This window comes from uncultured Maribacter sp., from assembly GCF_963977385.1.
In the GTDB taxonomy this organism is placed as follows: domain Bacteria; phylum Bacteroidota; class Bacteroidia; order Flavobacteriales; family Flavobacteriaceae; genus Maribacter.
In genome coordinates, this window is the sequence record NZ_CAXBOU010000003.1 from 22,247 (window position 1) to 39,070 (window position 16,824).

A 16,824-nucleotide genomic window follows, 5' to 3' on the forward strand; every position below is an offset into this window, starting at 1 on the left:
AAAGAAAGCCGCCTTAATGGGCGGCTTTCTTACTTCAATGCGATATGAATTATTTGATTATCGGCTTATAATCGAACTTTTGACCACCAACCGATGCATCGGCCATTAATCCTGCTTTTGGTAATGCGAATACAGCGACACCATCTCTATATTTAGCATTTACCGAAACACCAGATTTTAATGCTACTGCTGAAGCTTCTGCCGAAAATTCAAAATCTCCTTCCTTAAACTTTGCTAAATCAGCTTCAGTTTCAAAGAAAATAACTTCAGTAATTGCTTGGCCACCTGCCTGTAAGCCTACGCTTAATTTTTTTAAATCAGCCATACCTACCATGGTTCCATTTTCATATACTACTCCGTTCCCTGATGCTCCACCAATAATGAATCCACCTTTTCCGACGTTAGGAAAGACAACATAACCTGCTGAATTTGTAAAAAAATGGTCAAGACCTATATCCATTTTCATTATTTTGTCTTTTGCTTTTGTAGCATCTTTAATAATTTTTTGATCTTTGTTGTTCTGAGCATTAAGACCAATTGCTAAGAATAGCAGTGTAGTGAAAGTGAATGATTTTAAGATTTTCATATGTTCTATTTTTGAATTATTACTTAATTAAAGTGTTACCACAAAATTAGAGTTTACCTAGTACCTTAATTATCTTATATGCTATAAAATTTAATTCAATTAAATTTTAAATAACTGTTAATCAGTTAACTATAAGTTAAAATTTAATTTGTTATTTAATAATTCTGCATTTTTTTAAGATTTAATCAATTTATTTTTTCTTAAAAATTTGTTAATTTAAATTATTGTCTTTATATTTCTACTGTTAACCAGTCACTTAGTAATATGAGAAACACAGATAAATTTTTCGATTCTAAGATGATTGTGAATTTGGTGCTGGCATTATCATTAATGCTATCTGCTATATATTATCTAAACTATTCTGATGAAATTGAAGATGAGGTTACAACGGTTATTGTAAACTCAGTGAAAGATGCTAACAATAGTTTAGCCGAGCAGGAATCTGTTCGAAAATGATTGAAATTTCTGACCATAACTATATACTACCGATGCTTTGTAATCGGTAGTATTTTTTTTGACCAATAGTCTGTAAAAATTAAAATTATCGCCTGCCTACAATTACATTGGCTGCCAAGGCAGCAATAATCATTAAAATTCCCATTAGGCTCCAAAGAGAGTATACATCTCCAAACCAGCTTACACCGATTAATATTGTAAAGATAACTTCGATATATTTTAAGGGTGCTACCAAATTAGTTTTGGCTATTTGAAAAGCTTTAGTCATGAACACTTGTCCGAAGAATCCAAATATTCCTAGACTTAGTAGTTGTATCCAATCAATTCCTTTTGGCGGTATCCATCCATTAATACTTAGAATACCACCAATTATGGTTCCAATGAACATGAAATAATTGACTATGACCAAGGGATGATCACTATTTCCTATTTTACGAATGAGAACATAAACTAATCCACTAAAAACTGAAGCGGCTAAAACTAAAAGTAATCCCGTAGTATTTAATTCTTGGTCAAAGCCTTTTAACACTAAGACTCCACCAAAGGCCAATAAAAAGAGAAACCATTGAATAGTTTTTAATTTTTCTTTAAGTAAGAATACAGCAAAAATGGCAGCATATATAGGTGCTAAATATCTTAGAGAAACTGCTGTGCCTACTGGCAAGTATTGTAAGGACATAAAAAAAAGACTCATCGCGGTTAAGCCCGCAAGAGCTCTAAAAATCATTAATCTTCTACTGTTACCTAAGATAGGTATGCCTTTAACTAAAATATAAGTCGTTCCTAGAAGTAATGAGCCAGCCGTTCTGAAAAAAACTATTTCAAAGGTTGGGAAATGACTAAGGTATTTTACGAATGAATTCATTAAACTAAATGAAAACGTACTAATAATCATGTAAAGAATTGCTTTCTTCAATTGGTAGCTTAAGATGGAAGATATTTCTTAGATGGAAACAAAGCTATGTTTAAAACTACAAACAGGTGAAACTATTTTGTGTTGTTTTAAACTTTAGCGGCATAAACTCCATATTAATAGAAACTATTATATGAAGTTTATAAAATGAGATTAAATATTTATTTAACACCATACTTCTGCAAAAGAATCAGGTTTTTAAGATATCTGCTTCGAACTTTGGGGCCGAAAAATAAAAGCATGTACCTTCATTCAATGTACTATCGCACCAAATAGCACCGTCATTATTTTCTACCATTTCTTTACAGAGAACAAGACCTAAGCCTGTTCCTTTTTCATTGTTGGTACCATAAGTGGTGAATGTCTCGTTTTTACTGAAAATCTTTTCTCGTGCATCTTTAGATAGACCTATTCCAGTATCCTTAACCCATATTTCCCAAAATTTTTCCTTTTCACTTGCGCCTATAGTTATTGAACCATTCTCTGGGGTAAATTTTAAGGCATTACTAATCAAATTCCTAATTACAATACCTATTTGATTTTTGTCAGACCAAGTATTAATATTATTGTCAACTTCAGAAACTATAAGAATTGATTTTTGTGTTCCAGTTTTTGAGAGTAAAGCAATGTTTTCATTTACTAACGAGTGTATGTTGGTAACTTCTAATTTCGTAACCATACCATCCATTTGTGTTTGTCCCCAAGAGAGAAGATTATTGAGTGTAAAAGATATGCTATCTATGTCTTCTCCCATTTCAGGAGTAAAATTCATAAAGTCTTTTGTACTAATTTCCCCCGAGTTTACTAAGTTGAACAACGATTTAAATGAATTTATAGGTCCTTTCAAATCATGTGCTATAATAGAAAATAATTTACTTTTAGTATTATCTGAATTTATAAGGTGTTTCTCTTTTTTCTTTAATTCAGTAGTTTTTATAGTTAGTTTTTGGTATAGTTCTTCTTGTATTTTACTATTTCTTTTGAGTATAAAAATGATAACTAGAAAAGCCAAAATGATTAAAAGCGCACCATAGAAATAATACTTCTGTTGGGTAATTTTTTTATCATTTTCAATTAAATAAAGTTCTTTTTCTTGGTCAAATTCAAGGTTGGATTTTAATATTCTTAATTCTAGCTCATTCTTATTTTTATAAATGGAGTCAGACACATTTTTAAACGCTTCTAAATAGGTTAGTGCTTCTATTGGGTTATTTGTAATCTTTTTTAATGTATAAAGAAGTTTTAAATTTTCTTCCTGACCATCAAGAATATTCAAGTCTTTACCTAATTCTAATGATTTTAGCCCATACTTTTCTGCTAGCACATTATTTTTAAGACCCATATATGCTTTGGAGATACCGGTATATAAAGGTATTTTGTATCGCGTTTGTTCTATTTCATCATGAATTCTTTTACTTTTTAGAAACCAAGAAAGGGCTTTGGTATATTGTTCTTCTTTAAGGTAAATTGAACCTTTTAATTCGTAGGAAAACTTTTTCCATTCAGGTAGATCAAGATTTTCTAAAATAGAAATGCACTGTTCTATATTGATTGAGGCATTTTTTAAGTCACCAGTTTCTATGTAGGTAGAAGTTAAATAGGCTAGGGTTACGGCGGTTGTCCTATCATCTACTCCTTTTTTACTTAATTCTTTGGCTTTTGTTAAATAAAGGATGGCAGGTTTATATTCTTGTTGAATTTTATATAGATTGGAAGTGTTTACATAAAAGGTAGATAACCAATTATACTCTTTATTTTTTTTTGCAAGTTCAATTCCTTTCAAGTTTTCATTCAGGGCTTTAGCATAGTCTTGCTTATATTCGTACTCCATGGCCAGCAAGTTTTTTGCAATTAGAATTAACTCTAAATCTTCTATTTGCAATGCTTTTTCATGAGCATTTAAAAAACTCTCTAATGCTTGATCTTGTTTTCCAGTTTCTAAATAGAAACTACCTTGATTAATAAGACCTTTTATTTCACCATGGGGATAATTAATTGCTTTGCTTAAGCTTATAGTTTTGTTTGAAATCAATAAAAGACTATCGAGATTATAAAACCTAATTTCTCTTCCCAACTCATATAATAAATCTATGTAATCCTTATTTTTTTCAAAATTTGAAGTTGATTTTATTAGTTTTATTTGTTGGGTCAAACTATCCTTTTTTATAGTTTGTGCACCAGCAATATTTGAAGACAGCATACTGATGGTACATAATAGTACTAATGAATTAGAATAGAATGTTATTCTTACTTTTAAATATTTGAACATGTACTAGTGTTAGATTGATAATCTTTCACAAATTAGTTCAGGATAAAAGAATAAAGTAATTAATGTTGTTGGATGAACATATTTGTAGGTAAAAACCTACAAATATGTAGAAAGAAAGAATTGTACAAATAGAAAATGCTTAAATTTTCAACAATATTCTACAAGTCTTAAGAAAAAAACAATAATCTAATTCATAAAATTTAAGTTGAAAATTATTTTTCTATTACTTTTTTCATTTTACTCTTTACAGATTAAAAATTACTAGCTAGATTTAAAATGTAATATTCATTTAGACATTTAGACATTTAGACATTTTTTATTCAATAATTATGTATCGAAATTTAATATAGAATTGAAATGCGGAATATGTTTTTAGAAATCTATTAACTTCACCAAATCAAAAAGTGATAGTTAATATGCTTCAATTTTTATTGTTTCCTGATATTCAGTATTTCATTAAATAAAAGAGTAATAAGCCAAAGCCAAGTAAAAATTAAATAGAGTTAAATGAACGAGTTACTATCTTTAAAAAATAAGAATTACGCGCTATCGGGAGGTACTGGTACCTTAGGTGGGTCAATCGCTGAATATCTAGTAAGAAATGGGGCAAATGTTCTATTACTTGGTAGATCAGAAGATAAGCTAAAGGCTAAGCAAGATGAATTGAATACTATCGTTGCAAATAGCACATATATTTTCAAGGTAGATGTTATGAACGAAGATGAGCTAATCGCTCTAAAGAATAAGATAAAAAAGAATTTTAAACATTTAGACGGACTTGTAAATCTTGCTGGGGGTAATATACCTGGGGCTACTTTGAAACCGGAACAGACAATTCAGGATATTGCCATGGGTGATACTCAAAAAGTGGTAGATATTAATTTATTCGGTACCGTAACACCAACAGTTATATTGAGTGAATTAATGATAGAACAGGGTTATGGTTCCATAATTAATATTTCATCAATGGCCGCCAAACAAAGCATTTCTAGAGTGTTGGGCTATTCAATGGCTAAAGGGGCAATAGATATATTTACAAAATGGATGGCAAATGAATTGGCATCTAAACATGGCGATAAAATAAGGGTAAATGCAATTGCACCTGGCTTTTTTATTGGTAATCAAAACAGACGATTATTGACAAATGAAGATGGTTCTTTTACTGAAAGAGGTAATAGTATCATTAAAAATACACCAATGGGGCGATTTGGTGACGCTTCTGAACTTAATGGTATGGTGCACTATCTATTAAGTGATGCTTCTAGTTTTGTTACGGGTAGTATTTTCGATGTTGATGGAGGTTTTAGTTCATTTTCTGGGGTGTAATCAATTATTTTCTGAATAAATAATATGCAATATTAAAGGTTGAAATTTCGCTCTTAGTCTTAATATTGTAATCGATTACCCTATGTTAATATAATCAGAATACATCATAGAAAAATTTATTTATGAATTAAGAAAATGGATTATTTAAAGAAAACTTTTCGCTGGTTTGGCCCTGATTTTGGTGTTACACTATCAGATATAAAACAATTGGGTGTTGAAGGTATTGTAGCCGCATGTCAAGAAGTGGCTATTGGACAGGTTTGGCCGATTGAAACCATTGCTTCCTTAAAAGCAGAAATTGAGAGGCATGGTATGGAATGGTCAGTGGTGGAAAGCGTAAATATTCATGCGGCCATAAAATATGGCTATCCTGAAAGAGACCTATATATAACAAACTATATTCAAACACTGAAAAATTTAGCTGAAAATGGTATATATGATGTTTGCTATAATTTCATGCAGCTAATTGATTGGACACGAACCGATTTAGATTTTATTCTCCCTTCAGGTGTATCTGCATTAAAATACAATCCAATTTCAGCAGCGGCTTTCGATTTATTCATCTTAAATCGCGATAATGCAAAAATCTCATATTCCAATGAGCAATATAAAGAAGCAAAAGTATATTTTAAGGGGTTGAACAGTGAACAAAAAAAGGAGCTAGAACGGGCTATACTGGCGGGTATGCCTGGTTCGCGAAAATTGATAGCGTTAGATGATTTTAAAGCCAACCATGCTACCGTATTAAAAATTAGTAAACAACAATTACAGGAAAATCTATCCTATTTTTTAAATGCCGTGATACCCGAAGCTGAAAAAATTGGTATTCGAATGGCTATTCATCCAGATGACCCACCATTTTCAGTCTTTGGTGTGCCAAGAATTGTATCGAATTATAAAGAGATTAAATTCTTGTTAGATTGTTGTCCTTCTCCAAGTAATGGATTAACATTTTGCTCAGGCTCATTGGGAGCATCCGAAAGCAATGATCTAGTTAAAATCATAGAAGATTTTGGAGACAAAATTCATTTTATCCATTTACGAAATGTAGCCCGATCAAAAGACGGTAGTTTTTATGAGGCTGACCATTTGAATGGCTCAGTACCCATGGAAAAAGTGATGAAAGCCATTGTAAAGCAACAACAAGAAAGACATATGAAGAAAAATGGAGCAGTTAATATACCTATGAGGCCAGACCATGGTCATGTTTTATTAAATGACAAACAGCGTCAAAATGATTTTTATTCTGGATACTCATTAATTGGTAGAGCCATTGGCCTTGCGCAATTATCCGGTTTAGAAAAAGGTATAAGGGAAGGTCTTGAACTTTGAATTTAAATTAGCTTTTTATAAGAACAGCATCTTATCTTTTTATCTTTTACTCATTATTATTTCGAAAATTAATATTACTTCATGCCAAAAAAGATTATTCTACTTTTTATCGTTATTTGTATTTTATCTTCCTGTCAACCTACTACTAAGGAAAGTCATGTTTCACTAGATTCTTATAAAATTGAGGAGGGTTTTGAATTAGCAGTTATTGCGTCAGAACCACTTTTAAAAGCACCAGTTGCTATTGATTTTGATGCAAAAGGTAGAATTTGGGTCGCCCAAATGCCTGGGTACATGAATGATTTACAAGGTTCGGGTGAAGAGAATCCTACTGGTAGTATCCTCATTCTTGAGGATCTGGACCAAGATGGAGTGGCAGAACATGCTAAAGTCTTTTTGGATAGTTTAATAATGCCACGTGCATTGGCACACGTTTACGGAGGATTACTCTATGCTGAACCACCGAATTTATGGTTTGTTGAAATTGAAGATGATAAACCTGTAAATAGAGTTTTAGTAGATTCAATTTATGCAGTAGAAGGTAATCCTGAACATCAACCGAACGGGTTAGAATTAAATATTGATAATTGGATTTACAACGCAAAATCGAACTTTAGATACAGACGTAACAAAGGTGTTTGGCAAAAAGAACCAACAACCTTTAGAGGGCAATGGGGTATTTCTCACGATAATTTTGGACGTTTATATTACAATAATAATTCAAGAATATTATTGGGCGATTATGTTTTGCCAAATACCTTAATAAATAACAAATACTTCACACCTAAATCTAGTTTAGATAAGCTTTTAACTGCAGATCAACGGGTTTATCCTTTGCATTCTGCTTCTGTAAACAGGGGTTACGCCAAAGGAGTGTTAAATGCTGATAGCATATTGGTAAATGCAACGGCAGCCTGTAGTCCTTTAGTATATAGGGGAGGTACGTTTACAGAATCTTATGATCAAAATGTTTTTGTATGCATACCAGAAGGTAATTTAGTAAAAAGAGCGCTTTTGACTTTTACGGGTGATTCTGTAATTGCAGAACAAGCTTGGCAGAATAAGGAATTTTTAACATCTACCGATGAAGGTTTCCGTCCGGTAAGTTTAAAGAACGGTCCAAGTGGCAGTATGTATATAGTGGATATGCATCGTGGTATGATAGGTCATCATGCTTATATGAGTCCTTATCTACGGGAAAAAGCCAAAACTTTCCGGTTAGATACAATTGTCAATTTTGGAAGAATATTAAAAGTAAGTCATGAGGATGTTGTAGCCGATGTCATTCCTGATTTAGATACTTTGGACGGACTTGAACTGGTTTCTTTATTATCCCACAAAAATGGATGGATACGTGACCGAGCGCAGCATTATCTTATTTTCAAGAAGCTAACAGAAGTTGTTGATGAAGTAAAAGAATTAACGCTCACATCTAAGAATCCTTGGAGTCAGATTCATGCTTTATATGTTTTGGTAGGTTGGGATGCCTTGTCATTTGATTTCTTAGTTGAGGTTATGAAGTTGGATAATCCAGAAGTTATTGCGCATGCCCTTGTACTTTCAAAACATTTCGCATCCGAAGAAAATATAGAGAAAGCAAAGAGTGTGTTCAATAAAATTTTGGAACGTAATCAACTTGGATTAGATCTTTATCTAGGAAATTCATTGGGTAGTTGGATTTCTCTTAATGAAGAGAATTTTACACCTATTATGATGGAAATTTTAAAAAGGAGAAAGAACAACGCTTCAGTTACGGAAGCTATACTCAGTGGTTTAGCTGATATTGATTCACTAATTTTCGGGAATGTAACAATAATAGATACATTAAAGCATACCGAATTTGTAAGTAAACTTGAGAGAAGTATTTCAGATAAGAAGCAGGGTAAGATGAATTCTATTTACACTAGAAAAATAATTAATGAAGATAATAGAACTAGTGGCTCTAAAATGTTCTTCCAGATTTGTGCATCTTGTCACGGTGCTGATGGAAAAGGAATTGACGGACTTGCGCCTCCTTTAATGAATTCTGAGCATGTGAAAAATACTGAACGTTTAGCGCTTATTATACTTCATGGTTTAGAAGGTCCCGTTCATGTTAACGGTGAAGAGTACAACTTCAATTTAGCGATGCCAGGGCTCATTAGAAATGAATCTATTTCAGATAAGGATATAGCCGACATTATATCATACATTACAAATGCCTTTTCTGATGTGCCGAAGAGTTTAAGTAAAAAGCGAATTAAAGAGCTTAGAAGCATAAAATCTATGTCAGGTATGGAATTTACAGAAGAGGAGCTAAAAGCGCTTGATTAGCGAGTTGCTGTGTTTGAATTATAAACTACTTCAAACCTTTTCTAATCCCCATTTCTAATCCTCTTAATTCCGCTAAACCTCTAAGCCTACCTATACCTGAATACCCAGGATTTGTTTTCTTTCTTAAGTCATCTAACATTTTATGGCCATGATCAGGTCGCATAGGCATTCTAGTATCTAGTCTACCTGCTGCTTTTCTTTTTTCTTGTTCATTCACTAATGCCTTCATAACAGCGTACATATCAACATCACCTTCTAAGTGATTAGCCTCATGAAAATTACCATGAGTATCTCTTTGTGTACTTCTTAAATGAATAAAATGAATGCGGTCACCCAAACGTTCTACCATACTAGCTAAATCGTTATCGGGCCGAACGCCAAAAGAACCAGTACAAAAGGTTAAACCGTTGTTTGGGCTATCAACAGCTTTGTAAAGGTCAATAATATCTTGCTCGGTACTTACAACTCGTGGTAGACCTAAGATTGGAAAAGGTGGATCATCAGGATGTATACACATTCGTATTCCGGCTTCTTCTGCCACAGGAACTATTTCTGAAAGAAATTCGAATAAGTGTTTCTTTAGTTCTTTGGGGCCAATAGTATCATATGATGCTAAAATTGTATTGAATTCTTTCAATGAATAACCTTCCTCTGCACCAGGTAAACCAGCAATAATATTACTTATTAATTTCTTTTTCTCGTTTTCTGATAGTTTGTCGAAAAAGTCTTTGGCAACAGATTTCTGTTCTTGGGTGTACGATTCTTCGGAACCTGGTCTTTTTAATAAATACAATTCAAATGCCGCAAAAGCAGCTGCCTCAAAACGAAGTGCAGTAGAGCCGTCTTCCATTTCGTAATCTAAATTAGTTCTTGTCCAATCTAAAACAGGCATAAAGTTATAACAGACAGTGTCTATACCACATGCACCTAAATTAGAAAGGGTCTGTTTATAATTATCATAATAGATTTTATAATTTCCTTTTTGAGTTTTTATCTGTTCATGAATAGGAACACTTTCTACTACTGACCAAGTTAAGCCCGCTGCCTCGATTATTTTTTTGCGCTCAATAATTTCATCAACCGGCCATATAACACCATTAGAAATATGGTGTAACGCACTCACTACACCTGTTGCACCTGCCTGTCTTATATCTTGCAATGAAACTGGGTCGTTTGGCCCATACCATCTCCATGTGTTTTCTAAATTCAAATCTTAATTTTTTAAAATTAACTCTAAACAAAACTCCTTACTATCAGTAAAAACTGCATTAACGAGAGTAGTGGTATCTATATTTTTTGAAGGATACAAATACCATTGTAAATTGGGTGTTCAAGATACTATATCATTTTGTACCTACCATGTCTTTTTGATAGACTTATTCAGGTAAAATGTTTGAAAAAAGGGATTATGATGGAAAGTGTTTTTAAATGGTGCTTGGTCGTATAAAGTGAAAGTAGTTATTAGTATTACTATTTTTTAATAATAAAATTTTTACTAAACAATAGCATCATAGCATTGAAATAAGTTTTAGATGCATTTCCAAAAGCATTCAGTTAGAAATCTATCCTTATCTTGTTGAGGCTTAATTTGAAATTATAGTAAACAATTATTTTATGAAAAGAATAGCCATTTTTATTGCCTCGGTTTTTATTTCTGCGTCCTTTTCTTGTAAGGGTAAAAGTGAAAAAGTTGAGGGAACCCAAACCGTGTCAACCGATTCACTTTTAAATATTCGTTTTCAAAAATTGTCTGATTATCCTGTTGATTCATTATCATTTCCAAGAAGCTACAATGAAAAGTCCGATGAGTTATTAAAAGTATCATCAAAAGATTGGACAAGTGGATTTTTCCCTGGTAACCTATGGCAAATATATAAGTTGACAGGAAAAGAAGTATTTAAAACCAAGGCTATTGAATGGACGAAATTGATGGAGAAAGAAAAATATAATGCAGGCACTCATGATATGGGTTTTAAGATGTATTCTAGTTTTGGTGAAGGTTATGAAGTAACAAATGACCCCTATTATAAAGATGTTATCATTGAAAGTGCTACAACTTTAATTACTCGTTTTAATAGTAAAGTTGGGAGTCTTCGTTCTTGGGATTTTAACAACGATATATGGGAATTTCCCGTAATTATAGATAATATGATGAATCTTGAGCTTTTGTTTGAGGCTACAAGAATTTCTGGGGATAGTGTATATCATAAAATTGCCGTTTGTCATGCTAATACAACTCTAAAGAATCATTTTAGAGATGATGATAGTAGTTATCATGTAGTTGTCTATGACACTTTAAACGGCAAGGTAAAAGATAAGGTGACCCATCAAGGGTATAATGCAGAATCTGCATGGGCTAGGGGTCAAGCTTGGGGTATTTATGGCTTTACTATGTGCTATCGATATACCAAGAACCCTCTTTATTTAGAACGCGCAGAAAAGTCTGCTACATTCTATTTGAATCACCCAAAATTACCGAAAGACGGTATCCCTTACTGGGATTTCAATGATCCTAAAATTCCAAACTCGGTTAAAGACGTTTCGGCGGCTACAGTAGTTGCCTCGGCATTGGTAGAATTAGCATCGTATTCCGACAATGCTAAGTATATTGAATATTCCAATAAGGTGATGAATACCTTGAAAAGTGATGAATACTTGATTCCTCCAGAAATCAATGTTCCATTTATTTTAAATCATAGTACGGGTAATTGGCCGAAAAATGATGAAATGGATGTGCCAATCGTCTATGGTGATTATTATTTCCTAGAATTGATGCTTAGAAATAAAAAGTGAAGTGAAAACCTTTTGATACTACAAAACCCATAATATATAGGTTTTGTAGTAGTGGCCTCTATTGTATTCAAATCTTTTATAAGAAATGCCTGAATACAATGGCTTTTGCGAAAATTTATATTTTCTGTTGTCGATTTGTTGTCGACAAAATTTTAAAAGAGGATGAACAACTAATCTCTTAAATCAACTAAAGAGAATAAAAAGTAGGACGTAGACAAGATTCAATTTGTCTTAAAAGCTGTCTTAATTAAGGTTGACATAATACTTTGCCTCAAAATTTATTTCTACAGTTCATTTAGAGTCAACCCCTTGCTGAAATTTGTTCGAATTGTAGATGATTTGTGAGCTTAATATTTTAATAAATATGGTCAGAGTAGCTTTCTTATAAAAAATATATACCTTTTCAAATCTCAATAGTTTTAGATGTAAATTAATGTTGATTTAACGAACTTGATTAATGGAGTTTTAGTAGCAATATATTTATTTGTAATAAGGCATCTATTTATTTTTTAATGAATGAAACAAATTAGTTTGCTATGGAGTTTCTGGTCACCTTTTTATTTTTTATCAAATTGTAAAGTAGTAATGTAGGTACAGTAGTTTTTGTAGATTAATCGATCTAATTGAAAATAGTTGTAAGTCTTTATTTTTATGGCTCCTGTCGTAGTCGATTGTTATAGTATTTGATATCAATGATATAATTTAGTTATAAATCTTACTCTATGAAATACTATCTATAACGGGCTCTTCATGATATTTTTTGCTAAGCTTAATATGCATTATTTCTTCAGCCGATTTAATTTTGTAAGGGTCGATATCATTATATATATATATTACATTCTTGCAGAACATTATTTTTTCAAATGACTTTTGGAATGTTAATTGGGTTTGTTGGTAAGTGACAGTGGTCATAATAGTTCTTATATGTTACCTCATTACATGAAGTATTCACATTTGATCAGACAAGAAGAAAAAGCAAAGCAATACCCAAGGATAACAATGCCAATATATTGATTCTTCTTATTTGGTAAAGTTTTCTTTTTTGGGTCATATCATTAAAATTTGATTTCTGGATAATCTTTTATTAATACTATTTTTTTAGTTGAATATGATTTCCTAAAAAAAAGCTTACAACCTCTTTATGCATTAATTCAAAATAGACTCAACTTATTTTAACATTCGATAGATATATTTAACAATTTAATTTCAATATTAAATATTGGAAATTCACCTTTTCAAATTTTTATTCATAATAAAAAAGCCTTTGATATCATAGTTAGGGAATTTAAAATTGTCTGTACAAAATCATATATAATTTTTAATATTCTATAATCTGAAAATAAACTAGAATAATACAATCATTTTAAAATAGTCGCAAACCGTTGTCTATTTAAAGTGGAATTATTTTCTAATCTCAGAAAAATATTGGTAAAAAATTGAGTTAAAACATTGATATTCTGATTTTTTTAGGTTTACATGCAAAAAAAGTATCATTTTTCGCCAAAAAACTATTCAACATGTATTCTCTCATTGTGTAGATTTACCAACAGGCAACGGTTGAAAATAATATAATCCTATTTTTTTAACTTTAAATTGAGATGTTGACAACAGCTATCTAGCCTTAAATCATACTTAATAACCTTTATAAACCAAACTAAAAATCTAAAAATTATGGAGAAAAACAAAAAACTCTTTTTGCTGAGAAAAGTTTTCTTTAGCCTAGAGGCTAAAAAAAAGATTCTATTTCTACCATTTGTTTTTGTGGTTATCTGTATTAACACATATAGTGTCCACTCAAAAGACAAAGATGAACCTAAGATTAATAACGGGTTATTGGACGAACTCGTCTCAAAATATGAAATGTCCAATTTGTCTTATTTTCAAACTTCGATTTCTGGTCAGGTTTTAGATCAGAATAAGCAACCGCTTCCTGGGGCCAGTGTTGTTGTGAAGGGTACTGTAAACGGAACACAAACTGATTTTGATGGTAACTTTTTGTTAGATGTTGCTAGCGGAGAAGTTTTGTTAGTTTCATATATTGGGTATGCATCGCAAGAAATCACTATAGGAACACAGACCAATTTCAATATTGTTATGGAAGAAAGTGCCTCTGGCTTGGATGAAGTAGTGGTCATTGGTTATGGTAGCCAAAAGGAAGCTTTGCTGACTGGTTCGGTTGGTCTCGTAAAAAAAGAGGAGATTACTAAAGTAACCTATGCGAACAGTGCCTCAGTACTTCAGGGTAGAGTTCCTGGTGTTCGAGTAGAGTCAAATGGAGGTGCTCCTGGCGCTGGTGTTAATGTTGTCATTCGAGGAACGGGTTCATTTGGAAATGACCAACCACTATATGTGGTCGACGGTAATATCGTTGGATCTATGTCGTTTCTAAATCCAAATGATATTGAATCGGTAAGTGTATTAAAAGACGCATCTTCGGCTGCCATTTATGGAAGTAGGGCATCTAACGGCGTTGTTTTGATTACTACTAAAAAGGGTAGTGTAGGTGATGTGATAATTAATTTCGAATCAAAAATAGGGTTTCAATCCCCTACTAATGAATTGGATTTACTCAACGCTAGGGAATTTGCCGATTGGCATAATATGGCTAGGGATAATGATGGTGATGCGAGAGCAGTACCCAATGACACAGGTTTTAATCCTAGTATAGATACGGACTGGCAAGATGTACAGGTAAGCCCAGCTTTGTATAAAGAATACAGCGTTAATGTTTCTGGGGGGTCTGATCAGGCAAAATTTTATGTATCTAGTCAACTTCTCGATCAAAAGGGTGTTGTTGTAGACTCCGATTTTAAGCGGTATAATTTTACGGTAAATACAAGTTTAAAGAAAGGTATTTTTTCTATGGACCAGAGTCTATTGCTTTCTCGCGAAGAAAATAATCCTAATAATTTTTTCTCAAGAGAAGGCGAGGTACCGTCAACCATACCCATATATGATGAGAATAATGAAGGGGGTTTTGCTGGTTTAGATCCTAATTTATATGGCATGGCCAGAGGAATCAATTGGTATGGAAGGGCAATTTTACATGATAATCTATATACGACAGACCGTGTAGTAGGTTCTATTCAGCCAAAACTTCAATTGAGTAAAAACCTTACCTATAAATTAAACTTGGGTATCGATTATAGTATTCAACATAACTATGCATTTCAACCCACCTTTTTTCAAAGTACCTCGCAAGAGGCCTCGGAGGTTATCGCTTCATTGAATGAGAATTTTGTAAGGTCATTAAGTTCATTAATGGAGAATACGTTACAATATTCGAATACATTTGGTAAGCATGGTTTGACCCTTTTGGCAGGGTTTACTACACAGGCTATTAAGGCTCGCTCTGCTGGGGGTGTTGGTACTAATTTTATTTTTAATGACTTTAGAGTTCTTGATGCCGCTGATGATAATACTGATAATACTACAGGATATTTACAGGAGAATGCGTTGACCTCTTATTTGGGGCGTATTGACTATGATTACGATGGTAAATATATTTTAAGTGGAACTATTCGTCGTGATGGATCTTCAAGGTTTAAGGAAGAAAATCGATTTGGAGTTTTTCCTTCGGGATCTTTGGGCTGGCGGATTAGTAAAGAAGGTTTTTTCCCTCAAGAGGGCTTTGTTAGTAATTTGAAGCTCCGCGGTAGTTATGGTTTGTTGGGTTCACAGAACGTAGGGAATTATGTAACCTCAAGTGTTTTAAATGTTAGTAATTTCTATAATTTGGGCGGTATTGTTCAAGGAGGGTCTACGGTAGCACAATTGGCTAACCCTAATCTAAAATGGGAAACGACGACTATTCAAAATTATGGATTGGACGCAGAATTTTTGGGCGGGAAAATTAGTTTTTCTGCGGAATATTACAAAAAAAGATCGGAAGATATATTAGTCAATGTTCCCATTCCGCTTAGTGGTGGATTTGGAGGTACATTGTCTAACAATGCCGCTACAATTGACAACTCAGGTTTTGAGTTTGGAGGGTCATATCGACATTTATCGCTGAATGATGGTCTAAATTTTGATGTAACTGCAAATTTTAACACTGTTAATAACGAAGTTATCGCCCTAGGTGAGGGTGTTAATCCTATAGTAGGAGGTGGTTACACACAAGGGGGGTATAATGCTACAAGAACGGATGTCGGCCAGCCAGTGGCTAGTTTTTATGGCATGAAGACCGAGGGTGTTTACCAGACCCAAGCAGAAATTGATGCTGATGGGAGAACTAATGCGGTATTGGGCGATATGAACTTTGTCGATCTAAATGGTGACGGACTTATTAATGACGATGACCAAACCTATTTAGGGAGTGCTATTCCTGATTTTGAATATAGTCTTGCGATTAATATGGATTATAGAAATTTCGACCTTTCAATTTTCATACAGGGGGTAGAAGGGAATGAGTTGTGGAACGGTAAAAGATACCATCAAGTATTGGATGGTACTAGAGGATTGAAAAGAAAGGAAGCCCTTGATGCATGGACACCACAAAATACCAATACAATTGTGCCAAGAGCTACGATTCGAGATTTGGCCTTAAACAAAAGACCCTCTGACTATTTGGTTGAAGATGGTTCTTATTTAAGATTGAAGGCAGTTCAGCTTGGTTATACCCTGCCTAGCGATATTGTCAAAAAGTTCTATATGTCAAAATTAAGAATCTATATTGCAGGTCAAAATTTGTTAACATTTACAGATTATCAGGGGTATGATCCAGAATTAGGTAGACCCTTAGATGGTAGTGGAAGTCTTTTTGACAGCGGGGTTAACCGAAGAGCATACCCGAATAACAAAAATTTGCTGTTAGGAGTCCAAGTTGGTTTTTAA

At 33.0% G+C, this 16,824-nt stretch carries 10 protein-coding genes; 6 read left to right on the forward strand and 4 right to left on the reverse strand.

All coding sequences use genetic code 11. The features are described from left to right. Positions 1-49 precede the first annotated feature (49 nt). Positions 50-586: a lipid-binding SYLF domain-containing protein gene (locus AAC084_RS05535; protein ID WP_339838013.1), complete on the reverse strand. Its 537-nt coding sequence runs from the start codon at positions 584-586 to the stop codon at positions 50-52. 264 nt (positions 587-850) lie between these two features. Here AAC084_RS05535 and AAC084_RS05540 point away from each other — a divergent pair, with 264 nt between their 5' ends. Continuing rightward, positions 851-1,042: a hypothetical protein gene (locus AAC084_RS05540; protein ID WP_339838015.1), complete on the forward strand. Its 192-nt coding sequence runs from the start codon at positions 851-853 to the stop codon at positions 1,040-1,042. 85 nt (positions 1,043-1,127) lie between these two features. On the opposite strand, the gene AAC084_RS05545 is transcribed toward AAC084_RS05540, so the two are convergent. After that, on the reverse strand, positions 1,128-1,958 hold the full coding sequence (locus AAC084_RS05545; protein ID WP_339838017.1) for a DMT family transporter: 831 nt from the start codon (positions 1,956-1,958) through the stop codon (positions 1,128-1,130). Between the two features lie 187 nt (positions 1,959-2,145). After that, positions 2,146-4,224, reverse strand: a complete 2,079-nt coding sequence (locus AAC084_RS05550) for an ATP-binding protein (protein ID WP_339838020.1) — start codon at positions 4,222-4,224, stop codon at positions 2,146-2,148. Positions 4,225-4,731: 507 nt separating this feature from the next. Here AAC084_RS05550 and AAC084_RS05555 point away from each other — a divergent pair. The 3 genes from AAC084_RS05555 (at position 4,732) to AAC084_RS05565 (ending at position 9,195) form a co-directional block, all read left to right on the forward strand. Further along, positions 4,732-5,550, forward strand: coding sequence for an SDR family oxidoreductase (locus AAC084_RS05555; protein ID WP_339838023.1), 819 nt, complete (start codon positions 4,732-4,734; stop codon positions 5,548-5,550). 135 nt (positions 5,551-5,685) lie between these two features. Then, a complete protein-coding gene (gene uxuA / locus AAC084_RS05560; protein WP_339838025.1) occupies positions 5,686-6,882 on the forward strand; it encodes a mannonate dehydratase in 1,197 nt (398 codons plus the stop codon). Between the two features lie 81 nt (positions 6,883-6,963). Beyond that, on the forward strand, positions 6,964-9,195 hold the full coding sequence (locus AAC084_RS05565) for a c-type cytochrome (protein ID WP_339838027.1): 2,232 nt from the start codon (positions 6,964-6,966) through the stop codon (positions 9,193-9,195). A gap of 25 nt (positions 9,196-9,220) precedes the next feature. Here AAC084_RS05565 and uxuA (AAC084_RS05570) read toward each other — a convergent pair whose 3' ends face one another. After that, complete coding sequence (gene uxuA / locus AAC084_RS05570; protein ID WP_339838029.1) at positions 9,221-10,405, reverse strand: mannonate dehydratase; 1,185 nt, start codon at positions 10,403-10,405, stop codon at positions 9,221-9,223. Between the two features lie 404 nt (positions 10,406-10,809). On the opposite strand from uxuA (AAC084_RS05570), the gene AAC084_RS05575 reads away from it, so the two are divergent. Both AAC084_RS05575 and AAC084_RS05580 read left to right on the forward strand, forming a co-directional pair. After that, a complete protein-coding gene (locus AAC084_RS05575) occupies positions 10,810-11,988 on the forward strand; it encodes a glycoside hydrolase family 88 protein (protein WP_339838032.1) in 1,179 nt (392 codons plus the stop codon). Positions 11,989-13,659: 1,671 nt separating this feature from the next. Beyond that, a complete protein-coding gene (locus AAC084_RS05580) occupies positions 13,660-16,824 on the forward strand; it encodes a TonB-dependent receptor (protein WP_339838034.1) in 3,165 nt (1,054 codons plus the stop codon).